Here is a 22,544-nt window from a genome sequence, read left to right on the forward strand (position 1 = left end):
CGCCAAATCCGGGTGTTGACCCTGACACCGTGTCAGGCCGTAGACCGGAGTCATGACCGAGCCAGTTTTCCAGTCCGCCACCGAAATCGCGGCGCGGCTGCGCGCGGGCCGGCTGTCCGCACGTGAGCTGGCCGAGCTGGTGCTCGACCGCGTCGATGCGATCAACCCGGCCGTGAACGCGGTGGTGGAGGTCCACCGCGAAGCCGCCCTGCAAGCCGCTGACGACGCCGACGTAGCGCTGGCCCGCGGCGAGCGAGTGGAGCTGCTGCACGGGGTGCCGATGACCATCAAGGAGAGCTTCCAGGTGTCCGGGATGCGCTCCACCTGGGGTAATCCCGACTTCGCCGGGTTTGTCGCCGACCGGGACGCGGTGGTCGTGTCGCGGCTGCGCTCGGCGGGGGCGGTGCTGTTCGGCACGACCAATGTCGCCGAGATGCTCGCCGACGTCGTGGCGTGCGCCAACCCGGTGTACGGCCGGACCGTCAATCCGTGGGACCACACGCGTTCGCCTGGTGGCTCGACCGGGGGCGGCGCGGCTGCTGTGGCTGCGGGGTTGACGTTTCTGGAGTACGGCTCCGACCTGGCGGGCTCGATCCGGATCCCGGCCGCCTTCTGCGGGGTGTACGGGCTCAAACCCACCGCCGGAACGGTCCCGCTGGGCGGGTTCCAGCCGCCGGGCCCGCGCAGCGACCCCAGTGACTTGGCTTATCTGTCCGCAGTGGGGCCGATGGCTCGCTCGGCCGCCGACCTGCGCCTGGCGCTGCGCGTCACCGCCGGCCCCGATGGCCCGGACGCCAAGGCGTACGCCTGGCACCTGGCCCCGCCTCGGCGGACCCGGCTGGCGGACTTCCGGGTCAGGGTGGTGCTCGACCACCCGGCCGCCGCCGTCACCGCCGAGGTCGGCGCAGCGTTGTCGGACGCGGTGGACGCTTTGGCGGCGGCGGGCGCGAAGATCGTGCCGGGTTGGCCGGAGGGCGTCGATCCGGTCCGGCAAGCCGAGTCGTTCGGCTTCCAGGTACGGCAGTTCTTCGCCTTCCACGGCGGTGACCCGGACTTCGCCCCCGTGACGGCGGTGGTCGAGCAGCATCGGCAGCGGATGGCGGCCCGCGCGGCCTGGGACCGGTACTTCTCGGAGGTCGACGTACTGCTCTGCCCCGCCACCCGCACCGTGGCTCCCCCTCTCGAGGGGCCGTCCCCGGAGCTGGGGTTCTGGATCTCGCACGCTTCGCTGGCCGGTCTGCCGGCGCTCACCGCCCCGGTCGGCCGCACCGGGCTGCCGGTCGGCGCGCAGATCGTCGGCCCCCGGCACGAGGACGACACCGCGATCACCTTCGCCGAGCTGGCCGCCGACGTGATCGGCGGGTTCACGCCGCCGGCCGTGTCAGGATGAGCCGTGTTCGCCATCGGGGAGTTCGCCTGGCACGGCCGGGTGTCAGTACGCATGCTGCGGCACTACGACGCCATCGGGCTGCTGACGCCCGCCCACGTCGACCCGGCCACCGGCTACCGCTCCTACCAGGCCGCGCAGCTGACCGAGCTCAACCGGATCGTCGCGCTCAAGGATCTCGGCTTCACCCTTGAACAGGTCCGGGCCATGCTGGCGGAGCAGGTCGGCGTCGAGCAGGTGCGGGACATGCTCGCCCTGCGCCGCGCCGACCTCGAAGCCGCCGTCGCCGCGAGCACGCAGCGGCTGGCCCAGGTCGAGGCCAGACTGCAGGCGATCGAACTCGACGGCCGGCTGCCTGCCCACGAAGTGGTGGTCAAGCACCTGCCCGCGGTCCGGATGGCCGAGCTGTCGACGAGCGCGGGCAGCTTCCACCCGGACGACATCGGCCCGGTGGTGCAGCCACTCTGCGCCGAGCTCGGCCGCCGGCTGGCCACCGCCGAGGTCACCCCGGTCGGCCGACTGACCTGCTACTACATCAAAGTCGAAGCCCCCGGCGGTGACGCGGCGGTGGCCGTCCACGCCGCGGTCCCCATCGCCACCGGACACGGCACCGTGCGCAACGGCCTGTCGATCGTCGACCTGCCCGCGGGCGACCACGCCACGCTCGTCCACCGTGGCCCGATCCAGGCCGTGCTGCCCGCCTGGCAAGCGCTTGCGCGCTGGATCGACACCCACGGCCGCCACTCCGGCGGCCCGGCCCGTGAGCTGTACCTGGACTGCCCGGCGGACCCCGCCCTCTGGGTCACCGAACTGCAAGAACCCGTCACGGCCGGCTGACCGGCTCGGTGGTTTACAGATAGCTTGCACTTGTACATCACACTGTACGTCAGCTACCGTTCTGTAAATCCAGCCAACGGAGGAGGGATCTGATGAGCGAAACGATCGGGACCGTGCCGGCCGGCTCGACCGAGCAGTGGCGCGATCGCAAGCGGTACCTGTGGCTGATCGGGCTTGTCGTGCCCTCGCTGGCGTTCCTCGCGATCGGGCTGCACGCGGCGACCGGGTGGGGCGTGTGGTTCTGGATCGGGCCGATCGTGATCCTGGTGGTCGTGCCGCTGATCGACCTGCTCGCCGGGCTGGACCGCAGCAACCCGCCGGACGACGTGATCGAGCGGCTGGAGAACGACCGCTACTACCGGTGGATCACCTTCGCCTTCCTGCCTGTCCAGTATCTCGGCTTCGTGGCGGCGTTCTGGCTGATCGCCCGCGGCGACCTGTCGATTGTGGACAAGATCGGGCTGGCCGTCTCGATCGGCTGCATCGGCGGGATCGGCATCAACACCGCGCACGAGCTGGGGCACAAGAAGGAGAGCCACGAGCGCTGGCTGTCGAAGATCGCGCTGGCGCAGAGTTTTTACGGGCACTTCTACATCGAGCACAACCGCGGCCACCACGTGCGCGTGGCGACGCCGGAGGACCCGGCGAGCAGCCGCGTCGGCGAGAGCTTCTACCGGTTCTGGCCGCGGACGGTGTTCGGCTCGCTGAAGTCCGCGTGGCGGCTGGAGCGCAAGCGTTACGCGCGGCGCGAGCGGCACCCGTACCGCATCGGCAACGACGTGCTCAACGCCTGGCTGATGTCGGCGGTGCTGTGGGCGGCGATGATCGTCTGGCTGGGCGTCGGCGTGCTGCCGTACCTGGTGATCCAGGCCGTGATCGGCTTCTCGCTGCTGGAGGTCGTCAACTACATGGAGCACTACGGCATGCTGCGGCAGCGGGTGGGGCGCCGATACGAGCGCGTGGATCCCAGTCACAGCTGGAATTCCAACAACATCGCCACCAACGTCCTGCTGTACCACCTGCAGCGGCACAGCGACCACCACGCCAACCCGACCCGCCGCTACCAGACGTTGCGTGATTTCTCCGAGTCGCCGGTGTTGCCGACCGGGTACGCCGGGATGATCGTGCTCGCGCTGCTGCCGCCGGTGTGGCGCCGGGTGATGGACCCGCGGGTGCTCGCGCACTTCGACGGCGACCTCAGCCGGGCCAACCTCCAGCCGCGTAAGCGGGCCAAAACCCTTGCGCGGTACGGAATTTCCGGTGCGGCCGCGCCCGTGGCCCGTTCCGACACGCGCGGCGACGCGTCCGAAGGCGGGATGTGCCCGGGCTGCGGTTACGTGTACGACGAGAAGCTCGGCGATCCGCGTGAGGGCTTCCCGGCGGGCACGCCGTGGTCGGCGATTCCGGACGCCTGGTGCTGCCCGGACTGCGGCGTCCGCGAGAAGGTCGACTTCGTCGCGCCGGGACGGGTGGGCGCGTGATGCGGATCGAAGCGGACCGTGACAAGTGCGCGGGGCTGGGCATGTGCGAGGCCATGGCGCCGGACTTCTTCGAGGTGGACGAGGAGGGCACCGTGCTGGTGCTCGTCGAACAGCCTGGTGAGGAGCATCGGCAGGATCTGGAGGCGGCCGTCGTCTCCTGCCCGGTGCTGGCGCTGAAGCTGCGGGACTGACGGGGCGCCTAGAATGACGATCATGAGCGGGGCACCTCCGGCCGCACCGCCCGGGGGCGGCCAGCATCGGCAGCCGATCGTCGTGGCGGCGATCGAGCTGACCGCGCGGTCCGGCTGGTCGGCGGTCACGATGGTCCGGCTGGCGGAGATCGTGGGCGTCAGCAGGCAGACTGTCTACAACGAGATCGGCTCCAAGCCGGCGCTGGCCGAGGCCATGGTCGCGCACGAGCTGGACCGTTTCCTGTCCGTCGTCCGCGCCGCTTTCGACCGCCGTCCGGACGACCTCGTCGAGGCGGTTTACGAGGCGGTCCGCGCCGTCCTCGAACTGGCCGACGACAACACCCTGCTCCGCGCGATCGCCTCAGCCACCCACGGCGCCGACACCGAGCTGCTGCCGCTGCTGACCACCCAGGCGGGATCTTTGCTCACTGAGGCCAGGACGGTGCTCGTCCAGCGCGTGGAGTCCTACCGTCCGCCGTTGAACTCCGACCAGCTCACCGCGGTGATCGACCTGATCGTCCGCACGGTGCTGAGCCACGTCATGCAGCCTTCCGACACCCCGGCGCGGACGGCGGACAGCCTGGCTTGGATCGTGGGGCGGGTGCTCGGGGTGCCGGCGGGGGGATCGTTGCGGCATCGGGTTTGAAGTCAGTGGTGTCGGAGGTTGTCGAGGACGAAGTCGGCGGTTTTGAGTACGCCGCCGCAGCGGTCTTTGGCCCAATAGCGTGAGGGTGAGCCGGTGGCTCCGAAGCTGAAGTGCAGCATCTGGGTGTCACTGACTCCGATCGCGACGTCGCACCAGTCGGGGCCTTCCATCGAGTGGTAGATGACGCCGGGGTAGCCCTGGAGGGAGATTTCGGTCCAGGGCTCGAGGTGCGTTGGGTCAGTGGATCGCGATGCGGCTAGTTCGGTCAGGTTTGCTGGTTTTGTGAGCGGTTTCGAGATGGAGACAAGGGGTCCCCGTCCCGAACTCCAGCTACAGCCCATTGCCCACTGCGCGGCACCTGGTGAGGGCGTGACGTCGCTAGGCGGGTCGGCTACCACAGCGGCGACCTGGTCCTTGGTGAGAATCTCGCAGGGAGCCTTTTCGAACGGCGTGAGATCCAGTGGCTGCTGTACGGGGGTGAACGGGATTGCGGCGCCGGGTTGTACCGGCGTGGGTGGTTGGGCCAACGTCGGTGTGGGCTGTTTCGGGTCGCATGCGGTGAGCGCTGCCGTGGCGATGATCGCCGCGCAGAGGACTGCTATGGACTTCAGCGATGCCATCGGGTTCACGCCGGGAAGGCTGTCGGGTTGACGCGCCACTGCTTTTCGTTGCCCATACCGGAGTTTCCCGGCATCTCCGGAATTTCCGGGAAGTCGGTGTCAGTCTGCCTCAGAGCGGTCGAACTTCCTTTGTAGTCGCCCAGTGTCTTGACCGTTTCGGCGAATAGTGTGACGGCGCTGCTGATCAGCGTGCCGAATGCGTCGATCACTGTGTCGAGCACGTCTTTGGTTGTGAAGAAGTCCACGATGGGGACTTCCGCGGTGCCGATGGCAACAAGCAGCTTAGTGCCGAGTTTAGCCAGTTCGGCCGCGCAGGTGCCGACAAAATCGATGGCCTGGCTATAAGTGCTGATCACATGTTGGGAGATCTCGACGAGGGTCTTGGACATGGTCGCCACGGCACCCTGCTGGTCGTGAAGGGCGTTGCCGACGCGGGTGGCATAGGTGTTGAACTGGTCGGCCGCACGGCCCGCCCAGGTGCCGCTCACCATCTGTCCTGCTCCGCCGATGTCGGTCACGCCCGCCTCGCCCAGAGTGTTGTTTTTGGCGAATTCGAAGGCCATCGACTGTACTGCGAGGGAATTGCCCAGCAGCTTGTTCCGGATGTTGTCGAGCAGACGGATGACGTCGTCACGGCCGAAGATGTTCGCGACTTGGCGAATCTTCGCGTCGGCTTCGTTCGGATAGGGGCCCGGTGTCATCGGGTCCGGCGGACGGGTTGCTTCACCATCCATGCTCAGTTCATCCCCTCTTCCTTGTCCCGCAGACGTTTGAAGTCTTCTTCGTCCTGGGTTTCGTAGTAGTCCGCCGCCTTGTCGAGCGCGGCGGCGAGCATGTCCAGCTGTCCGGCGCCGCGACCGCTCTTGTCCTGCAGACTGGCGATCACCTTGTTGAAGACGCCGACGACTCCTGACTGGCTGCCAAGCAGGCCGACGTCGTCCTCGTGGAGCACCATCGATGACAGGTCGTCGTTGGCGAACTTCATCACCTTGTCGCGTGCGGCGAAGATGTGTTCGGTCGCCTGTCGCAGCGCCTGTGGGTAGACCTCGAAGCCGGCGCCGGAGGAGTCGTTGGTCATGGGGTCGAGGCCGCTCATCGGGGTCCTGTCTCTCGGGCGGCTTCGTCGACCATCATGGTGCGACGGGTCGAGGCCGCGGATTCCGCGTTGTTCACCGCGCGCAGGACGTGGCCGGCCAGGCTGGCGCCCGTTTGGACGGCGACGGCTTCCTGGTCCAGCTCGACCGAGATCAAGGCACCTGAGCCGTCCACGATGACCTGGCCGAGGTTGGCGCCGATGTCCAGGACCAGCGGCAGGGCTTCCCCGTCGGCCGCGGCCTGTTCCACCGCGGCGACCCGGGCGTCGATCTCCTTGGCCAGGTTGTACAGCTCTTCCTCGGTGTTCACCAGTGCCCCCTGCCGGTCTCCGGCTCGTCGTCGGTGAGGAAGTCGATCTCCTCGAAGTTCTCCTCGAAGTCCGGCCGGCGCGGCGCCCGCGCGGGCGGAGGCGGAGGCGAAGACGGCTCGGGGCGTTCTTCTTCGGCGTACGGCACCCACTCCGGCTGAGGCTCCGGCGGCTTTGGCGGCTCTTTGCCGAACAGCGCGTTCAACTCCGGCAGCGACGAGGCTCGTGCGGTATCGCGCGCGTTTTTGATCGTCTGGACGATCACGAGCCCCAGCTTCTGCCCCGCCGGACCGTGCAGTGCCCGATCCTCGATCCGCAGGTCCACGAGCTTTCCCTGGCCGGTCACCACGGCGGTGACCAGGCCGTCGGCCGTACGCGCGGTGTGCCGGGCGGCCGCGAGCCGGGCGTCCAGCTCGCCGGCCTGCTGTTGCAGCTGCCCGAGATCACCGATCGGTCGGCGCGGTGCGGTCATGACCGCATCACGGCGTCCACCATTCTCTCTCCCCCTACTCCAAGTTCCGCCGACATCACGGAACGTGCCCGACTCGTACAATACTGTCACGCCTCCGTGACGCAAAGACCCCCGGTTTCCGGGGACCGGTCCCGGCGGGTGTGGCTATCTTGCCGATCATGAAACGGACCCAGCGGATCCTCCTCGCGGCGGCGGTGGCCGGCGCGTTCGTGCCCGGCTTGTCCACGGCGGCGCAGGCGGCACCGGCTTGCAGTCATCCGGCGGACGTGCTGGACCTGGCGAACTGGAAGGAAACCCTGCCCACCGGGTCGGCGGGCAAACCCACCGAGGTCAGCCAGCCCAAGCTGAAGACCTTCAGCGCCGATCCGTGGTTCACCACTGCCGCAGGGTGCACCGGGGTGCAGTTCCGGGCGGCGGTGAACGGGGTGACCACCAGCGGCAGCGGCTACCCGCGCTCGGAGCTGCGCGAGATGGACGGCGGCGACGCGGCGAGCTGGTCCACCACCCAGGGCACCAGCACGCTGACCGTCGACACCTCCGTCACGCACCTGCCCGCGGACAAGCCCCAGGTCGTCGTCGCGCAGATTCACGACAGTGAGGACGACGTGACCGTCTTCCGGCTCGAGGGCAGCAAGCTCTACGTCACCAAGGGCAACGACACGCACTACCAGCTCGCCGAGAGCAACTACCGGCTCGGCACCCGGTTCACCGTGCGGTTCGTGGCCGGGGGCGGCCGGATTTCGGCTTTCTACAACGGGACCAAGGTCGCCGACTTCGCCGAGGAGTCCTCGGGCGACTACTTCAAGACGGGGGTCTACACCCAGGCCAACTGCGACAAATCTTCGCCGTGCAGCACGGAGAACTACGGCGAGACGGTGGTCTACGGGTTGACCGTCGCCCACCAGGACCAGTGACGAAAACCGGAGGGTGAAAACGTTGTCCACTATGAGAATCGTTGCGACCTGCGCCGCGCTGATGCTGCCGTTCGCGGGGACGGCCGCGGCCGCTCCCGCGACCAGTGCGGCGGGGGCCCATGCAGGTGGGCCGGCCTGCACGCGGCATCTCGCCGACACCGGGGCGGCCGACGCCGTGCGGCCCGGTGACGTCGTCTGCTTCGACAGCACGGCCAAAGCCAACCGGCTGAAGATCACCAAGGGCGGCACGGCCCAGGCGCCCGTCACGTATTCCGGTGCGGGCCAGCAGGTCGGCGGGATCGACGTCGACGCGAACTACGTCATCGTCGACGGGTACACAATGGACCAGCCCGAGGCGCCCGGCATCGAGGTCCACGGAAACGGCGTGACGATCCAGAACAACACCGTCACCGCGCCGAAGGGCGGCGACGGGGACGGGCTGCGCTTCTTCGGCGACAACATCGCCATCCGGCACAACACCATCAGCAAAACCGACAACAGCACCGGCGCCCACGCCGACTGCATGCAGACCTTCGCCACCGACGAGGACGACGTGGCCAGCAGCCACCTGGTCATCGACAGCAACCGCTGCGAGCAGGTCGACAACATGTGCCTGATGGCCGAAGGCCCGAACTCCGAGGCCGGCGACGGCAGCGGCCAGGGCGTTTCGGAAGACTGGACGTTCAGCAACAACTACTGCCAGACGCGCGAGGCCTCCCAGACGCTGATGGTCGACGACGTCCAGCACCTCACCGTCACCGGCAACACCTGGGCGGCGGGCCCGGATCACGCGATCGGCCTGCAGAACAAGTCGACCGACGCGCACGTGAAGGACAACAAGCTCGACCCGTCCATCAAGTGCGAGGTCGGCATCGACGACTCCTCCAAGCAGGGTTACCAGGGTCCCACGCCCCGCTGCGACCCGTGAGGTCCGCCGGTCGCGGTCCGCCAGCCAGCGGGCCGCGACCGGTGAGGTTTTACGGCAGTTCGTCGCCCGGAGTCACGTCGATGACGGACTGGTAGACCATCGGGCGGGCCTTGGCGTCGAGCTCGGGATCGTTGATCAGGCGCTGGATCGAGGCCAGCCACTCCGGATTGCGCCGGGCCTGGTCGAGGGCGGCGCCGGATTCCCATTCGGCGACGTTGATGAAGGTCAGCTCCGCCTGGTCGCTCACCGCGCGGAGCATGCGCGCGCCGACGAAGCCGGGGGCGGACGCCATCAGCCGGGCGTTGTCCTTCCACCGGCTCAGGAACCGGTCCTGCTGGGTCATCGGCACCGAGAAGGCGTTGATCAGCGTGACCGGCGTGCGCACGCCGGCGGCGGTGTGTCCGGGAGCGGTCATCCCCCGACCATAAACGCCCCGCCAGGGATTGTCACTAGTGATGACAATCCCTGGCGGTTGCTAAGCTGGCGTGGTGCAGCTTGATGAACGCGGCGTGTTCCTGTTGTCGCAGCTCGGCCACCACGTCGCGGAGCGGATGGCGACGAGCCTCATGCCACTGGGGCTCCAGCCGGCGCATTTCGGGATCCTGTCCCATTTGCAGGCCGACGACGGGCTCACCCAGCAGCGCCTGGCGGACAACCTCGGCATCCACCGCAACTCGATGGTCGGCCTGGTCGACGACCTCGAAGCGCACGAGCTGGTCCGCCGCACCCGTCATCCGGACGACCGCCGCGCGTACGCCGTGCGGCTGACCGACCGGGCCCGCGCCGTCCTGCGCGAGGCCGAAGCCTCCGCGGACAACTTGGAGGACACCGTCCTGGCACCGCTGAGCGAGCCGGAACGACGGCGGCTCATCGCGATGCTGCATCGGGTCGCCGCGCACGCCGAACTGCTGCCGGGTGTCCATCCCGGGCTCCAGCGACGAGCGCCGCGCTGAGCGATTTGTCCTCAGTGGACAGACGCGGCCTCGGCCAGTCGGGCGAGCTGGCTGGTGGTGGTCCCCCAGCCGTCGGCGAAGCCCAGGTCGGCGTGGTGCTGCCGGGCGCCGGGGTCGCCGTGGCGGACGGTGACGCGGTAGTCGGTGCCGTCCGGGTGATCGAGCAGGACGATCTCGGCGGTCATCGAGATCGGGGCCGGGCTCGCGGGGCGCCAGGCGCTGGTGATCGCGTTGGTGAACACGATCCGCTCGTATTCCTCCACCACCAGGAAACAAGCGTCCAGGTGCGGGACGAACGCGTCGCCGTCGTCGCTCATCAGGGTGACGAACGCGCCGCCGGAGCGGGCTTCGAGGCGCTCGACGCGGCACCGCATCGGCGCCGGGATCCACCACTGCGCCAGGTTGGCCGGGTCGGTCCAGGCCTGCCAGACCTGCTTGCGGGGCGCGCGGATGACCCGGTCGAGGCCGAGATCGAGGTCGGGGTTCACTGCTTCTCCTCAGGGTTGCCGGTGACGAACCGCTCCAGGCGGTCGGTGCGGTCGTGCCAAATGCTTCGCTGTTCCGCGAGCCAGTCTTCGACCAAGGCGAACCGCTCGCGATTCAGCTCGCAGGTGCGCACGCGGCCGGATTTCGCCGTGCGGATCAGGCCGTTCGACTCGAGTACCCGGACGTGCTTCATGAACGACGGCAACGTCATCGGTGCCTCGCCGGCCAGATCGCCGACACTCGCCGGACCGTGGCCGAGCCGCCGGAGGACCGCGCGCCTGGTCGGGTCGGCGAGCGCGACGAAGACGCCGTCGAGGACCGCTGAATACTGAGCCATGAGGCTAAGTATTAACGCGCGGCGACACTTAGCGCAAGGGCTAAGTGTTGCGCATTGACCCGCCGCCACCGGGAACGTAAATTTCTTTCACATGTTGCGCCGGACGCTCATCCTCGCCCTGACCTCCGTGCTCCTGCTGATCTCCCCACTGCCCGCGAACGCCGCCACCGGCTGGTCGCGCCCGTTCTACTGGGGCGTGGCCACCGCCGGCTTCCAGTCGGAGGGCAGCGCGCCCGACAGCAACTGGTCGCGGTACGTCGCGGCGTCGGGCGGCGTTGACCCGTACGGCAACGCCGACGACTTCCGCCACCGCTATCCCGAGGACATCCGGCTCGCCGCCGGGCTCGGGGTGAACACGTTCCGGTTCAGCGTCGAGTGGGCGCGCGTCGAACCGCGGCCGGGGGAGTGGGACGCGCAGGAACTGGCCTACTACGACGACGTCGTCCGGCTCGTGCGGGCCGCGGGCATGACGCCGATGATCACGCTCAGCCATTGGGTGTACCCGGGCTGGGTCGCCGACCGCGGCGGGTTCGCCGATTCCCGCGTGATCGACGACTTCACCGATTTCGTGGGCAAGATCGTGCCGCGCTACCGCGACTTCGGCGTGCTGTGGGTGACCTTCAACGAGCCGGTCACCTTCCTCAGCCAGGAGATCAAGATCGGCGCGCTCAACCCGCTGCTGGCGCCGGCCTGGATCGGCGACGTCGTGCAGGCGCACCGCCGCGCGTACGACCTCATCCACCGGCTCGACCCGACCGCGAAGGTCACCAGCAACCAGGCGTTCTACACCGGCTTCAACGCGTTGACCGATCTCGTTGTCATGGACCAGATCCGGGACAAGGTCGACTTCGTCGGCTTCGACTACTACTACGGCGCCAGCCTGGACAACCTGACCGCGGGCAACGCCGCGTCCGGGGACGTCTGGCAGGTCAAGATGCAGCCCGAGGGCATCTACGACGCGCTGCGCTACTACGCCGGCCGGTACCCGAACCTGCCGCTGTACGTGGTGGAAAACGGGATGCCGACCGACGACGGCAAGCCGCGCGCGGACGGCTACACCCGCGAAGCCGCGTTGCAGGACTCGGTTTTCTGGCTCCAGCGCGCCAAAGCCGACGGGATGGACGTGATCGGCTACAACTACTGGAGCATCACCGACAACTACGAGTGGGGCAGCTACCGGCCGCGCTTCGGTCTGTACACAGTGGACGTCCGGACCGATCCCTCGCTCACCCGCCGGCCGACCGCCGCCGTCCCGGTGTACCGACGGACCATCGCGGACGGCGGCGTGCCGGCGGGCTACCGGCTCGTGCAAGGGCCGGGCTTCTGCTCCCTCGTCGACCCGCTGACCAGCTGCCTCGCCCCGGCGAACCCGGACGGGCCGCTCGCCCGGCTCGGGAGCTGATCAGACGCCGGCGCGCACGGACAGTGACCGAAGTCAGCGTCCATAAAGGACAGTGAGGGTCCTCGGTGACGCCATCCGCCGGTGAGACGGTGGTTGTGCGGCCGGCCCGGCGTCGGCGAGACTGGGCCGGTGGTAGACGTCATGAGCACGCAGCCGTCGTGGGTCCCGTCCGACACCGAGGTCGAGCAGGCCCGGATCACCGATTTCGCGCGGTACGCCTCGGCGCGCACCGGTCACGACCTGACGGGCGGGTACCAGCAGCTGTGGGACTGGTCGGTGCGGGACCTCGACGGCTTCTGGTCGGCGGTCTGGGACTACTTCGGCTTACCGGCCCGCCCGCAGGGCCAGCCCGCGCTGGCGCGCGAAGAGATGCCGGGCAGCGTCTGGTTTCCGGGCAGCACGCTGAACTACACGGCCGAGGTGTTCCGCGGCCGGGACGACGCCGGGATCGCGGCGATCGGGGTGGCCGAAACCGGCGCTCCGGTCGAGGTGAGCTGGGGTGAGCTGCGTCGTCAGGTCGGTTCGGTGGCCGCGGCGTTGAGCGGGCTGGGCGTGCGGCCGGGCGACCGGGTGGTCGGCTATCTGCCGAACTCGATCGAGGCGATGGTGGCGTTCCTGGCCACCGCGAGCCTCGGCGCGATCTGGGCGGTCTGCGGTCTGGACTACGTCGGATCGGCCGCCGAAGCGCGGTTCGCGCAGCTGGAGCCGACCGTACTGTTCACCGCCACCCGGTCCCAGCACGGCGGCCGGCTCATCGACCGTTCCGAAGACGTCGCGGGCTTGCGCGCTGCGCTGCCGACCTTGGCCGCCACCATTGTCATCGACGACGCGGATTCGGTGCCCGGCGCGGTTTCCTGGTCGTCGGCCGCCGGTGGTGACGCAGGAATGGACCCCGTGCCGGTCCCGTTCGACCACCCGCTCTGGGTCTTGTTCTCCTCCGGGACCACCGGGCGTCCCAAAGGGATGGTGCACGGGCACGGCGGGGTGGTGGTCGAGCAGCTGAAGCAGTTCGCCTTCCACCACAACCTCGGGCCGTCCGACCGCATCCTCTGGTACACCACGCCGAGCTGGATGATGTGGAACTCGCTGGTCGGCTCGCTGCTGGTCGGGTCGACGGTGGTGTGTTACGACGGCAGCCCCGCGTTCGGCCGCCCGGACGCGTTGTGGGAGCTGGCCGCGCGCCTGCGGGTCACCGTGCTCGGCACCAGCCCGGGTTACCTGGCCTCCTGCCGTAAGGCCGGCGTCCGGTTCCGCGAGCTGGAAGCGTTGCTGCGCCTGGGTGTCACCGGGTCACCGCTGCCGGCCGACCTGTACGACTGGGTCGCCGGTGAGGTCGGGCCGCGGGTGCAGGTGGTCTCCAGCAGCGGCGGGACCGACGTGGTGACGGCCTTCGTCAGCGCCTCGCCGACCACGCCGGTGTGGGCGGGCGAGCTGTCGGCCGCGTGCCTCGGCGTGGCGCTCGAATCGTGGGGGCCGGACGGAAAACCCGTGCGGGACGCGGTCGGCGAGCTGGTCGTGCGCCGCCCGATGCCGTCCATGCCGGTGCGGTTCTGGAACGACCCGGACGGCAGCCGTTACCGCGACGCGTACTTCGGCACCTTCCCCGGCGTCTGGCGCCACGGCGACTGGACCACCATCACCGGCCGCGGCTCGGTGATCATCCACGGCCGCTCGGACGCGACCTTGAACCGCCACGGCGTCCGCATGGGCAGCAGCGACATCTACGGCCCGGTCGAGGAACTGGACGAGGTCAAGGAGGCGCTGGTCATCGGCGTCGAACTGGCCGGCGGCGAGTACTGGATGCCGTTGTTCGTGACGACGGCCGACGGCGTGGTCCTCGACGAAGCGCTCCGTGAGCGGATCCGCGAGGCGATCCGTCACGGTGCTTCGCCGAGGCACGTGCCCGACGAGATCGTTGCGGCGCCGGGCATCCCGCACACCCGGACCGGCAAGAAGCTGGAAGTCCCGGTCAAACGCCTGCTGCGCGGGGACGACCCGGCCACGGTGGCCGACCCCGGCAGCATCGACCAGCCGGGCCTGCTCGGCTGGTACCACGAATTCGGCGTGGCCCATCGGGACTACTGAGCCGTTTCCGTCCAGGTGACCGGCAGCTCGTGGACCCCGTAGATGTTCATGTCGGTCTTGAGCCGCACCTCGCCGGCGGGCACGGCGAGCGCGAGGGTCGGGAAGCGGCGCAGCAGGCCCTCGAAACCGGCGCGCATCTCGATGCGGGCCAGCTGCTGGCCGAGGCACTGGTGGACGCCGTGGCCGAAAGCCAGGTGGCCGCGGGCCTTGCGGTGGATGTCGAGGGTGTCGGCGTCCTCGAACCGCCCGGAGTCGTGGTCGGCGGCCAGCATCGAGACGACCACAGTGGAGCCCTTGGGGATGGTTTCGCCGCCGAGCTCCAGGTCTTCGGTGGCGTAGCGGTAGTTGACGTCCACAACGGACAGATAACGCATCAGCTCCTCGACGGCGTCCGGGAACAGCTCCCGGTCGGCCCGCAGCTCGGCCAGCTGATCGGGGTGCTCCAGCAGCGCGAAAGTGCCCAGCGACAGCATGTTCGCGGTGGTTTCGTGGCCCGCGAGCAGGAGCAGGAAGGCCATGCCGACCAGCTCCTCGATGCTCAGGTCCTCATCACGGGCCAGATCGGACAGCAGGTCCTCACCCGGCTCGGCGCGCTTGCCCATGACCAGTTCGGCCAGGTATGTCGTCATCGCGCCGTACGCGGCCATCTTTTCCTCGAGCTTCACATCCTTCTCCAGGAACTTGGTGGAGTTGGCCTGGAAGTTCTCGCGGTCGGCGTACGGCACGCCGAGCAGCGCGCAGATCACCAGCGAGGGCACCGGCAGCGCGAACTCCTTGACCAGGTCGACCGGCGGGGCCAGCTCGGTCATCGCCGCCAGCTGCCCCTCCACGATCTCGATGATCTGCTCTTCGAGCTGCTTCATCCGCTTGACCGTGAACGCGCCGGTGAGCTTGCGCCGCAGCCGGGTGTGGTCCGGCGGGTCCATGCTGATGAACAGGCCCGGCGTCTGCGGGGACGGCTCGGTCTGCACGGGCATGCCGGGGGTTTCGAAGGGCACGTGGATGATGCCGAGGTCCTGGCGGGAGCTGAACCGGGTGTCGGCCAGCAGCGTCCGGACCGCGTCGTAGCCGGTGACGAGCCAGCCTTGGTGACCGTCGGGGAAAGCCATCGGGGAGACCGGCCGGGCCGCGCGCAGCCCGGTGATCTCGCGGGGAGGGTCGAACGGGCCCGCGTTGCGCTCCATCGGGAGGCCCTGCGGGATGCCAACCGGCTGACTCATGGGGTGTTCCTCTCGTGGTGGTGTGTTGGAAGCACCATCGCGGAGAGGCCTGACATCCGGCTGATACGGCTCTGACGCCGCTGTCGGCCGGGTTGCGGCGCTTCGGGCCGGCCCGGCGGGTCAGGCCGGCCGGCGGAGGCCGTCGAGCATGGTCTGGAAGATCGGCTCGAGGTAGTCGGGATCGCCGTGGATCTTGGCGATGGCGGCGATCAGGTCGAAGAGCTGCTCGAGGGTCAGGTCGTCGCGGACCTCGCGGGCGTCCTGCGCCGCGGTCAGCAGCGGACGGCCGGCGGCGAGCGCGCGGTCGCGGTTGCCGTGGATGGCCGGGCTGCCGGGGCCGGTGTGCTCCAGCAGCTCCGAGACGATCAGGCGTTTGCCGGGCACAAAGGCGAAGAGCCGGCGCAGCCAGTTGACGAGGGCCGCGCTCGGGCTCGGCGCGTCCTCGCCCGCCGCCTCGCAGAGCGCGTCGACCTCGTCGGCGTACAGGGCTTCGAGGAGTTCCTGACGTCCGGGGAAGTTGCGGTAGAGGGTGGCCATGCCGACGTCGGCGCGCCGGGCGATCTCGGCCATCGAGATCTCCGCAGCGGGGTCGGCGAACGCTTCCCGGGCGGCGTCGAGGATCTTGTCGCGGTTGCGCGCGGCCGCCGCGCGCCGGGTGGGGAACGACGTGCTGCCCGACGCCATCGCGGTTCTCCTTCCGCCGGTACTGGGGGTCTCACCTGCGGGAACCGACCTTACCGGGTAATCGCCGGGTGGCCCGGCCACTCCCCGCCCGGACCTCGCGCTTCCTGAAGGGCCCCAACACTCGCCAAGGCTGCTCCCCGGGGAACGCCGTAGGCTCGGCTGAATGAGCACGGCATCCACCACGGAGCATCCGATGGTCGAAACCCGGCACCAGACCCAGCTGCTCACCCTGCTGCGCGACGAGGGGCCGATGTCCCGCGTGGAGCTGGGGGAGCGGCTGGAGCTGCCGCGGGCGCGGGTGGGGGCCGAGGTGACGCGGCTCGGTGAGGTCGGGCTGGTCGAGACGGCCGGGCCGTCGGCGAGCCGGGGCGGGCGCCGCTCGACGCTGGTGCGGCTGGCCGGGGATCTGCGGGTGCTCGCGGTGGACGTCGGCGCGACGTCGGTCGGGGTGGCGATGACCGACGCGTCCTGTGAGGTGCTGGCGCACACCATCGAGGATTGTGATGTCCGGCAGGGGCCGCACGTGGTGCTGCAGCGCGTCGGCGAGCTGGCGGCGAAGATCCGCGAGGACACGCCGGGCAAGCTGATCGCCGCGGGGATCGGGCTGCCCGGGCCGGTGAGCTTCGCCGAGGGCATGGCTGTCGCCCCGCCGATAATGCCGGGCTGGGACCGGTTTTCCGTGCGGGATCACCTCGGCGGCCTGCTGGGCTGCCCGGTCGCGGTGGACAACGACGTCAACTCGATGGCGCTCGGGGAGCGGCACGCCGGGGTCGCGCGGTCGATCGACGATCTGGTGTTCGTCAAGATCGGCACCGGGATCGGCTGCGGGATCGTGCTGGAGGGCAAGGTGTACCGCGGCGTCGCGGGCACCGCCGGGGACATCGGGCACATCCGGCTCGACGACTACGGGCCGACCTGCGCGTGCGGCGAGGTCGGCTGCCTCGAAGCGTTTTTCGGCGGGGCCGCGCTGGCCCGCGACGGGCTGACGCTCGCGCGCAGCGGCCGTTCGGCCTACCTCGCCGACGTGGTCGCGGACCGTGGTGTGGTGACCGCGCGGGACGTCGGGCTCGCGGCCGCCGCGGGCGACTTCGGCGCGGTCAACCTGATCCGTGACGGGGGACGCCGGCTGGGCCAGGTGGTGGCGTCGCTGGTGAGCTTCGTGAACCCGGGCATGGTCGTGATCGGCGGCGGCGTGGCCCAGCTCGGGCACCAGTTGCTGGCCGAGATCCGCAGCTCGGTCTACCGGCGCTCACTGCCGCTGGCGACCGGCAACCTCCCGATCGTGCTGTCCGAGCTCGGCGACACCGCCGGGGTCATCGGAGCGGCCTGGTCGGCCACTGATCGGGCCTTCACACTCAGTAGCTGAAGGCCCTTCGTGACACCCTGAGCAGCGATCTGAATCCTGTCAGTAACGTCAACTTCGTACACACTTTTGCACTCTCTAACCGAAAGTTCGCCACAAATCGGACGGCTATTCGGGTGAATGGGGAGGTTTCTGTCCTGTTGTCACCTTGACGGGTGACTGGGCTCACCCTACTTTCGCTTGCTAAGTAACAAAGTTTGTTACGGCTGAGTCGTAAGTGGGGGCAGTGTGGCCGCGACCGATCCCGGGCAGCAGGACGCGCCGGTGAGCCCTCGCACGGCGAACCTCGCAGCGCTGCAGCGGGACGCGCCGAGCCCACGCACGGCGAACCTCGCGGCGCTGCTGCGGGCGCTGCGCGGCGGCCCGCTGTCCCGCACGCAGCTCGCCGCCCGGTGTGGGATCACCAAGGCCGCGGTCTCGGGGCTGGTCACCGAGCTGTCCGGCCGCGGGCTGGTCCGCGCGGCGGGGCTGCTCGCCGGGGGCAACGGCCGGCCGAGCCAGCTGGTCGAGCTGAACGCAGAAAGCGCGTACGGGCTCGCACTGAGCGTTGAGGCCGACCGGTTCTCCGCCGTGGTCACGAATCTCGAAGGCCGCGTGATCGCCGAGCGCACCGAGACCGCCGACGTCGCCGCGCTCGGCCTCCACCGCAGCATGGACGAGCTCGCCTTCCTAGCCGGGCAGGTGCTGGCCGGCGAGCAGCCGGTCGGGGTCACCGTCTCGGTGCCCGGGCTGGTCGACTCGGCCGCGGCCGTGCTGCGGTTCGCGCCCACTTTGCGGTGGCGGGACGCGGAGATCGCCGACCTGATGGCCGCGCGGCTGGGCCTGACCGCCGACGCCGTCGTGGTGGACAACGAAGCGAACCTCGGCGCGGTCGGCGAAGCGGTCGCGGGCGTCGGCGCGGGCGTGGCCGAGCTTTTTTACCTCAGCGGCGGGATGGGCGTCGGCGGCGGGCTCGTCTCCGGCGGCTCGATCCTGCGCGGGGCCCGAGGATTTGCCGGCGAGGTCGGGCACATCACCGTCGACCCGTCCGGGGAGCAGTGCCCGTGTGGCCGTGTCGGCTGCCTCGAGACCAAGGCCGGGCTGAACGCCGTGCTGCGGGCCGCGGCCGCGCCCGGGGATCCGTTGCACGATCCCGCTTTGGGCGTGGACGGCCGGGTCGGACTGCTCAAGCACCGGGTGCAGCGCGGGGACCAGCGCGCGGTCGCCGCGGTGTCGGAACTCGGTGTGGCGCTTGGGGTTGCCGTCGTCACCGTGGTCGACGTGCTCGACCCCGACGTGGTGGTGCTCGGCGGCTACTTCGCCGCGCTGGGCCGCTGGCTGGTCGAGCCGGTGCGCCGCGAGCTGTCCGCCCGCCCGCTCGGCCACGAGCCCTCCTGCCGGATCGAACCGTCGCCGCTCGGCACCACCGCCGCGCTGCGTGGCGCCGCGCACCTGGCCACGGAACGGCTGTTCGCCGACCCGACGCTGGCCGGCTTCGCCCCGAGTTCTTCGCCCACCAGCAGCACCGAGGAGGCGCCGGCATGACGTTGCTGTCCGTTCGGGGAATCGTGAAGACCTTCCCGGGGGTGCGCGCGCTCGACGGGGTCGACTTCGACGTCGAGCCCGGCGAAGTGCATTGCCTGCTGGGCCAGAACGGCGCGGGCAAGTCGACGCTGATCAAGGTGCTGGCCGGGGCGCACACCCCGGACGAGGGCGAGATCACCTGGCGCGGCGAGCCCGTGACGCTGGCCTCGCCGGTCGCCGCGCTGAAGATCGGCATCGCCACGATGTACCAGGAACTCGACCTGGTGCCCGGGCTTTCCGTCGCCGACAACATCTTCCTCGGCCGCGAGCGCGCCAGCTTCGGCTTCACGAAGATCGGCGAATCCCGTGGCCTGGCCGCGAAACTGCTCGCCCGGCTCGGGCATCCCGAGATCACCCCGTCGACCGAGGTGGGCACGCTGTCCGCCGCCGGCCAGCAGCTGGTGTCGATGGCCCGGGCGCTGGCCTACGACGCCAAGCTGCTGGTGATGGACGAGCCGACCGCGGCGCTGGCGGGCGAAGAGGTCGACAACCTGTTCCGCATCGTCGGGGAGCTGACCGCGGAAGGCGTCGCGATCGTCTACATCTCGCACCGGCTCGAGGAGCTGCGGCGGATCGGGCACCGGGTCACCGTGCTCAAGGACGGCAAGACCGTGGCCACCGACCTCGACGCGCAGCAGACGCCGACGTCCGAACTCGTCCGGCTGATGGCGGGGCACAAGGTCGAGACCGTGTTCGGCCTGCGGCACGAAGCCCACATCGACCGCGACACCGAAGTCCTGAAAGTCGAGCACCTGACGATCAGGGGCGAGTTCGAGGACATCGGCCTCACCGTCCACGCGGGTGAGGTGGTCGGCATCGCCGGACTGGTCGGCTCCGGCCGCAGCGAGCTGCTCGAGACGATCTTCGGCGCGCGCAAGCCGGACTCGGGATCCGTGACCGTGGACGGGAAAACGGTCCGGCCGGGCAGTGTCTCCGCCGCCGTCAAGGCCGGGATCGGCCTGGCCCCGGAGGAACGCAAGAGCCAGGGCCTGCTGCTGGACCTGCCCGTCGTCTACAACGTCACTCTGGCCAGCCTCAGCCGGTACGCGAAGCTCGGGTTCACCGACCGGTCGCGGGAACTCGACGACGCCGGGGAAAGCCTGCGGCGCCTGGACCTGCGGCCCGCCGACCCGAAGCGGATCATCCGCACGCTCTCGGGCGGCAACCAGCAGAAGGCGGTGCTCGCGCGCTGGCTGGTCCGCGGCTGCCGGGTGCTGCTGCTGGACGAGCCGACCCGCGGGGTCGACGTCGGCGCGCGCGCCGAGCTGTACCGGCTGATCAGCGAGCTGGCCGCGACGGGCGTGGCGATCGTGCTGGTCTCCAGCGAGATCCCCGAGGTACTCGGACTGTCCGACCGGGTGCTGGTGCTGCGTGAAGGACGTGTCCTGGCGACGAGGCCGTCCGCGGAGTTGACCGAGGCGGACGTGCTCGACGTGATTCTCGAGGGGAGTGCGGCATGACGGATCAAGCCGAGTCGGTCCGGGTCACCGACCCGGGGAAGCCCTTGTCCCCCCAGCGGAAACGGTTCGCCTGGCGAGCCGATCCCCGGCTGCTCGGGCTGACCGGGGTGCTGGTGGTGCTGTGCCTGGTCGGCCAGCTGACCCGGCCGGACCAGTTCTTCACCGACGGCAACATCTCGACGATCCTGCGCCTGGCCGCGGCGATCGGCGTGGTCAGCGTCGGCATGACGTTCGTGATCATCAGCGGCGGGATCGACCTGTCCGTCGGGTCCATCGTCGCGCTCTCCAGCGTCTGGCTGACCACCTTGGCCACCCAGTCCTACGGGCCGGGCGTGATGGTCCTCTGCGGGGTGCTGGTCGGGCTCGGCTGCGGGCTGGTCAACGGGATTCTGGTGTCCTACGGGAAGATCGTGCCGTTCATCGCGACGCTGGCGATGTACGTGGCGGCCCGCGGGCTCGCCGAGCGCATCAGCGGACGCCGGACGCAGGTGGTCGCGGACGCCGGCTTCCTCGACTTCTTCCGCGGCAGCCTGCTCGGCATCCCGGTGCTGATCTGGATGTTCGCGCTGGTGTTCGCCGTCGGCTGGGTGGTGCTGAACCGCACCACCTTCGGCCGCCGCACGTACGCGGTCGGCGGCAACGCGGAGGCCTCGCGGCTGGCCGGCATCAACGTCAAACGGCACACCGCGCTCGTGTATGGCGTCGCCGGGCTGTGCTGCGGAATTGCCGCGCTGATGGTCGTCGCGCGCACCACCGCGGGCGCCTCCACCAACGGCATGCTCTACGAACTCGACGCCATCGCCGCGGTGGTCATCGGCGGCACGCTGCTGACCGGCGGCCGCGGCTCGCTCATCGGCACCCTGATCGGCGTGCTGATCTTCACCGTGCTGTCGAACATCTTCACCCTCAACAACCTGGACACCGACATCCAGAACATCGCCAAGGGCGTGATCATCGTCCTGGCCGCGCTGCTGCAGTTCCGTTCTCGTAAGACACCGCACCCGTAAACACCGACGAGCCCGTAGTCACCGTGGATGGAGAGCCGTCATGACCGAACAATCCTTGCACCGCCGCAGATTCCTGCTCGGTGGTGCGGCCGTCGGGGCCGGTGCGCTGCTCACCGCCTGCACCTCGAACCAGGCCCCGGCGCAGGAGAACGCGGGCGCCAACGTCGCGAACGCCGGTGACAACAGCAAGCCGGGCACCCCGGTCACCATCGGGTTCTCGGCGCCTGCCGCCGACCACGGCTGGATGGCGGCGATGACCAAGAACGCCCGCGCGCAGGCCGGGAAGTTCAGCGAGGTCACGCTCAACGCGACCGAGGGCACCAACGACGTCAACCAGCAGATCTCCCAGGTGGAGACGCTGATCAACGCCAAGGTGAACGTGCTGGTGATCCTGCCGTTCGACGGCAAGGCACTCACCGCCGCCGGGCAGCAGGCGATGGACGCCGGCATCCCGGTGATCAACCTGGACCGCGTGTTCGACACCCCGCTGGCGTACCGCACCTGGATCGGCGGCGACAACTACCGGATGGGCGTCAACGCCGGGAGTTACGTCGCGCAGCAGATGAAGGCGAAGAACCTCACGAACCCGATCATCGGCGAGGTCGCGGGCATCGACTCGCTGCCGCTGACCCAGGACCGCAGCCGCGGCTTCCGGGATGCCTTGGCCCGTCAGGGTTTCAAGGTCGGCCCGCGGGTCTCCGCGCAGTTCACGCCGGAGTCCGGCGAGCAGCAGACCTCGAACCTGCTGCAGTCGGCGCCCAAGCTGGACGCGCTGTGGAACCACGACGACGACCAAGGTGTCGGCGTGGTCGCGGCGCTCAGCAACGCCAACCGCAGCGAGTTCGTGATGGTCGGCGGCGCCGGCTCGAAAAACGCGATGAACCTGATCAAGGCCGACTCCGGGCCGCTGAAGGCGACGGTGCTCTACAGCCCGTCGATGGCCTCGTCGGCGATCGTGCTGGCGCGGCTGCTCGGCCAGAACAAGGGCGTGGGCGACTTCGCCGAGCACGAGATCCCGTCCGAGATCACCACGTACTCCGCGGTGGTCACCAAGGAGAACGTCGACCAGTACCTGGACGTCGGCTTCGACTCCTGACGCGGTTACC

25 protein-coding genes are annotated in these 22,544 nt (G+C 69.5%); 15 read left to right on the forward strand and 10 right to left on the reverse strand.

Annotated elements, in window-relative coordinates; all coding sequences use genetic code 11:
* The first annotated feature begins 52 nt into the window (after positions 1-52).
* The 5 genes from OG371_RS22715 (at position 53) to OG371_RS22735 (ending at position 4,542) form a co-directional block, all read left to right on the forward strand.
* On the forward strand, positions 53-1,390 hold the full coding sequence (locus OG371_RS22715) for an amidase family protein (RefSeq protein WP_329072332.1): 1,338 nt from the start codon (positions 53-55) through the stop codon (positions 1,388-1,390).
* Positions 1,391-1,393: 3 nt separating this feature from the next.
* Positions 1,394-2,224 carry a MerR family transcriptional regulator gene (locus OG371_RS22720; protein ID WP_329072334.1) on the forward strand — a complete coding sequence of 277 codons (831 nt, stop codon included), beginning with the start codon at positions 1,394-1,396 and terminating at the stop codon, positions 2,222-2,224.
* Between the two features lie 92 nt (positions 2,225-2,316).
* Positions 2,317-3,705 carry a fatty acid desaturase gene (locus OG371_RS22725; RefSeq protein ID WP_329072336.1) on the forward strand — a complete coding sequence of 463 codons (1,389 nt, stop codon included), beginning with the start codon at positions 2,317-2,319 and terminating at the stop codon, positions 3,703-3,705.
* Complete coding sequence (locus OG371_RS22730; RefSeq protein WP_329072337.1) at positions 3,705-3,896, forward strand: ferredoxin; 192 nt, start codon at positions 3,705-3,707, stop codon at positions 3,894-3,896. The genes OG371_RS22725 and OG371_RS22730 overlap by 1 nt, the downstream gene beginning before the upstream one ends.
* Before the next feature lie 13 nt (positions 3,897-3,909).
* Entirely contained in the window at positions 3,910-4,542 is a 633-nt protein-coding gene (locus tag OG371_RS22735; RefSeq protein ID WP_329072339.1) for a TetR family transcriptional regulator, read from the forward strand.
* A 2-nt stretch (positions 4,543-4,544) separates the two neighbouring features.
* Here OG371_RS22735 and OG371_RS22740 read toward each other — a convergent pair whose 3' ends face one another.
* Genes OG371_RS22740 through OG371_RS22760 form a run of 5 tightly spaced genes read right to left on the reverse strand, consistent with a single transcriptional unit; the run spans position 4,545 to position 7,036 of the window.
* Positions 4,545-5,162 carry a DUF3558 domain-containing protein gene (locus OG371_RS22740; protein WP_329073250.1) on the reverse strand — a complete coding sequence of 206 codons (618 nt, stop codon included), beginning with the start codon at positions 5,160-5,162 and terminating at the stop codon, positions 4,545-4,547.
* Positions 5,163-5,167: 5 nt separating this feature from the next.
* Positions 5,168-5,896: a WXG100 family type VII secretion target gene (locus OG371_RS22745; RefSeq protein ID WP_329072341.1), complete on the reverse strand. Its 729-nt coding sequence runs from the start codon at positions 5,894-5,896 to the stop codon at positions 5,168-5,170.
* Positions 5,897-5,898: 2 nt separating this feature from the next.
* The gene (locus OG371_RS22750) at positions 5,899-6,258 is read right to left on the reverse strand and encodes a hypothetical protein (RefSeq protein ID WP_329072343.1); all 360 of its coding nucleotides are present in this window, start codon (positions 6,256-6,258) and stop codon (positions 5,899-5,901) included.
* Complete coding sequence (locus OG371_RS22755; protein WP_329072345.1) at positions 6,255-6,566, reverse strand: hypothetical protein; 312 nt, start codon at positions 6,564-6,566, stop codon at positions 6,255-6,257. The genes OG371_RS22750 and OG371_RS22755 overlap by 4 nt, the downstream gene beginning before the upstream one ends.
* A complete protein-coding gene (locus OG371_RS22760; protein ID WP_329072347.1) occupies positions 6,563-7,036 on the reverse strand; it encodes a YbaB/EbfC family nucleoid-associated protein in 474 nt (157 codons plus the stop codon). The genes OG371_RS22755 and OG371_RS22760 overlap by 4 nt, the downstream gene beginning before the upstream one ends.
* Positions 7,037-7,194: 158 nt before the next feature.
* Here OG371_RS22760 and OG371_RS22765 point away from each other — a divergent pair, with 158 nt between their 5' ends.
* Positions 7,195-7,950 (forward strand): polysaccharide lyase family 7 protein, encoded by a 756-nt coding sequence (locus tag OG371_RS22765; protein WP_329072349.1) that lies wholly within the window; start codon positions 7,195-7,197, stop codon positions 7,948-7,950.
* A 31-nt stretch (positions 7,951-7,981) separates the two neighbouring features.
* Positions 7,982-8,878: a right-handed parallel beta-helix repeat-containing protein gene (locus tag OG371_RS22770; protein WP_329072351.1), complete on the forward strand. Its 897-nt coding sequence runs from the start codon at positions 7,982-7,984 to the stop codon at positions 8,876-8,878.
* A 49-nt stretch (positions 8,879-8,927) separates the two neighbouring features.
* Here the strand turns inward: OG371_RS22770 and OG371_RS22775 are convergent, their stop codons facing one another.
* Positions 8,928-9,293: an antibiotic biosynthesis monooxygenase family protein gene (locus OG371_RS22775; protein ID WP_329072352.1), complete on the reverse strand. Its 366-nt coding sequence runs from the start codon at positions 9,291-9,293 to the stop codon at positions 8,928-8,930.
* A 73-nt stretch (positions 9,294-9,366) separates the two neighbouring features.
* On the opposite strand from OG371_RS22775, the gene OG371_RS22780 reads away from it, so the two are divergent.
* Complete coding sequence (locus OG371_RS22780) at positions 9,367-9,831, forward strand: MarR family winged helix-turn-helix transcriptional regulator (protein WP_329072354.1); 465 nt, start codon at positions 9,367-9,369, stop codon at positions 9,829-9,831.
* 11 nt (positions 9,832-9,842) lie between these two features.
* On the opposite strand, the gene OG371_RS22785 is transcribed toward OG371_RS22780, so the two are convergent.
* Complete coding sequence (locus tag OG371_RS22785; RefSeq protein ID WP_329072356.1) at positions 9,843-10,319, reverse strand: SRPBCC domain-containing protein; 477 nt, start codon at positions 10,317-10,319, stop codon at positions 9,843-9,845.
* A complete protein-coding gene (locus OG371_RS22790) occupies positions 10,316-10,654 on the reverse strand; it encodes an ArsR/SmtB family transcription factor (protein ID WP_329072358.1) in 339 nt (112 codons plus the stop codon). Before OG371_RS22790 ends, OG371_RS22785 begins: the two co-directional genes overlap by 4 nt.
* Before the next feature lie 91 nt (positions 10,655-10,745).
* Here OG371_RS22790 and OG371_RS22795 point away from each other — a divergent pair, with 91 nt between their 5' ends.
* Both OG371_RS22795 and OG371_RS22800 read left to right on the forward strand, forming a co-directional pair.
* Positions 10,746-12,056 carry a glycoside hydrolase family 1 protein gene (locus tag OG371_RS22795; protein ID WP_329072360.1) on the forward strand — a complete coding sequence of 437 codons (1,311 nt, stop codon included), beginning with the start codon at positions 10,746-10,748 and terminating at the stop codon, positions 12,054-12,056.
* 141 nt (positions 12,057-12,197) lie between these two features.
* A complete protein-coding gene (locus tag OG371_RS22800; protein WP_329072362.1) occupies positions 12,198-14,141 on the forward strand; it encodes an acetoacetate--CoA ligase in 1,944 nt (647 codons plus the stop codon).
* On the opposite strand, the gene OG371_RS22805 is transcribed toward OG371_RS22800, so the two are convergent.
* Both OG371_RS22805 and OG371_RS22810 read right to left on the reverse strand, forming a co-directional pair.
* Positions 14,135-15,361, reverse strand: a complete 1,227-nt coding sequence (locus tag OG371_RS22805) for a cytochrome P450 (protein ID WP_329072364.1) — start codon at positions 15,359-15,361, stop codon at positions 14,135-14,137. The genes OG371_RS22800 and OG371_RS22805 overlap by 7 nt on opposite strands.
* 120 nt (positions 15,362-15,481) lie before the next feature.
* Positions 15,482-16,045 (reverse strand): TetR/AcrR family transcriptional regulator, encoded by a 564-nt coding sequence (locus tag OG371_RS22810; protein ID WP_329072365.1) that lies wholly within the window; start codon positions 16,043-16,045, stop codon positions 15,482-15,484.
* A 163-nt stretch (positions 16,046-16,208) separates the two neighbouring features.
* Between OG371_RS22810 and OG371_RS22815 the strand changes: the two genes are divergently transcribed.
* From OG371_RS22815 to OG371_RS22835, 5 genes are all read left to right on the forward strand, one after another.
* A complete protein-coding gene (locus OG371_RS22815) occupies positions 16,209-17,411 on the forward strand; it encodes an ROK family transcriptional regulator (protein ID WP_329072366.1) in 1,203 nt (400 codons plus the stop codon).
* Positions 17,412-17,636: 225 nt separating this feature from the next.
* The gene (locus OG371_RS22820; RefSeq protein WP_329072369.1) at positions 17,637-18,932 is read left to right on the forward strand and encodes an ROK family transcriptional regulator; all 1,296 of its coding nucleotides are present in this window, start codon (positions 17,637-17,639) and stop codon (positions 18,930-18,932) included.
* Positions 18,929-20,431 (forward strand): sugar ABC transporter ATP-binding protein, encoded by a 1,503-nt coding sequence (locus OG371_RS22825; RefSeq protein WP_329072370.1) that lies wholly within the window; start codon positions 18,929-18,931, stop codon positions 20,429-20,431. The genes OG371_RS22820 and OG371_RS22825 overlap by 4 nt, the downstream gene beginning before the upstream one ends.
* A complete protein-coding gene (locus OG371_RS22830) occupies positions 20,428-21,438 on the forward strand; it encodes an ABC transporter permease (RefSeq protein WP_329072372.1) in 1,011 nt (336 codons plus the stop codon). The genes OG371_RS22825 and OG371_RS22830 overlap by 4 nt, the downstream gene beginning before the upstream one ends.
* Before the next feature lie 40 nt (positions 21,439-21,478).
* Entirely contained in the window at positions 21,479-22,534 is a 1,056-nt protein-coding gene (locus OG371_RS22835) for a substrate-binding domain-containing protein (RefSeq protein ID WP_329072374.1), read from the forward strand.
* Positions 22,535-22,544: the final 10 nt, after the last annotated feature.

Origin of the sequence: Amycolatopsis sp. NBC_01480, from assembly GCF_036227205.1 — a bacterium.
Taxonomy (GTDB): Bacteria; Actinomycetota; Actinomycetes; order Mycobacteriales; family Pseudonocardiaceae; genus Amycolatopsis.

Coding starts and splice junctions, on each gene's coding strand:
- OG371_RS22715 (WP_329072332.1), top strand. CDS start 53: ATGACCGAGCCAGTTTTCCAGTCCGCCACCGAAATCGCGGCGCGGCTG.
- OG371_RS22725 (WP_329072336.1), top strand. CDS start 2,317: ATGAGCGAAACGATCGGGACCGTGCCGGCCGGCTCGACCGAGCAGTGG.
- OG371_RS22730 (WP_329072337.1), top strand. CDS start 3,705: ATGCGGATCGAAGCGGACCGTGACAAGTGCGCGGGGCTGGGCATGTGC.
- OG371_RS22735 (WP_329072339.1), top strand. CDS start 3,910: ATGACGATCATGAGCGGGGCACCTCCGGCCGCACCGCCCGGGGGCGGC.
- OG371_RS22740 (WP_329073250.1), bottom strand. CDS start 5,162: ATGGCATCGCTGAAGTCCATAGCAGTCCTCTGCGCGGCGATCATCGCC.
- OG371_RS22745 (WP_329072341.1), bottom strand. CDS start 5,896: ATGGATGGTGAAGCAACCCGTCCGCCGGACCCGATGACACCGGGCCCC.
- OG371_RS22750 (WP_329072343.1), bottom strand. CDS start 6,258: ATGAGCGGCCTCGACCCCATGACCAACGACTCCTCCGGCGCCGGCTTC.
- OG371_RS22760 (WP_329072347.1), bottom strand. CDS start 7,036: ATGACCGCACCGCGCCGACCGATCGGTGATCTCGGGCAGCTGCAACAG.
- OG371_RS22765 (WP_329072349.1), top strand. CDS start 7,195: ATGAAACGGACCCAGCGGATCCTCCTCGCGGCGGCGGTGGCCGGCGCG.
- OG371_RS22770 (WP_329072351.1), top strand. CDS start 7,982: ATGAGAATCGTTGCGACCTGCGCCGCGCTGATGCTGCCGTTCGCGGGG.
- OG371_RS22775 (WP_329072352.1), bottom strand. CDS start 9,293: ATGACCGCTCCCGGACACACCGCCGCCGGCGTGCGCACGCCGGTCACG.
- OG371_RS22790 (WP_329072358.1), bottom strand. CDS start 10,654: ATGGCTCAGTATTCAGCGGTCCTCGACGGCGTCTTCGTCGCGCTCGCC.
- OG371_RS22795 (WP_329072360.1), top strand. CDS start 10,746: ATGTTGCGCCGGACGCTCATCCTCGCCCTGACCTCCGTGCTCCTGCTG.
- OG371_RS22800 (WP_329072362.1), top strand. CDS start 12,198: ATGAGCACGCAGCCGTCGTGGGTCCCGTCCGACACCGAGGTCGAGCAG.
- OG371_RS22805 (WP_329072364.1), bottom strand. CDS start 15,361: ATGAGTCAGCCGGTTGGCATCCCGCAGGGCCTCCCGATGGAGCGCAAC.
- OG371_RS22810 (WP_329072365.1), bottom strand. CDS start 16,045: ATGGCGTCGGGCAGCACGTCGTTCCCCACCCGGCGCGCGGCGGCCGCG.
- OG371_RS22815 (WP_329072366.1), top strand. CDS start 16,209: ATGAGCACGGCATCCACCACGGAGCATCCGATGGTCGAAACCCGGCAC.
- OG371_RS22825 (WP_329072370.1), top strand. CDS start 18,929: ATGACGTTGCTGTCCGTTCGGGGAATCGTGAAGACCTTCCCGGGGGTG.
- OG371_RS22830 (WP_329072372.1), top strand. CDS start 20,428: ATGACGGATCAAGCCGAGTCGGTCCGGGTCACCGACCCGGGGAAGCCC.
- OG371_RS22835 (WP_329072374.1), top strand. CDS start 21,479: ATGACCGAACAATCCTTGCACCGCCGCAGATTCCTGCTCGGTGGTGCG.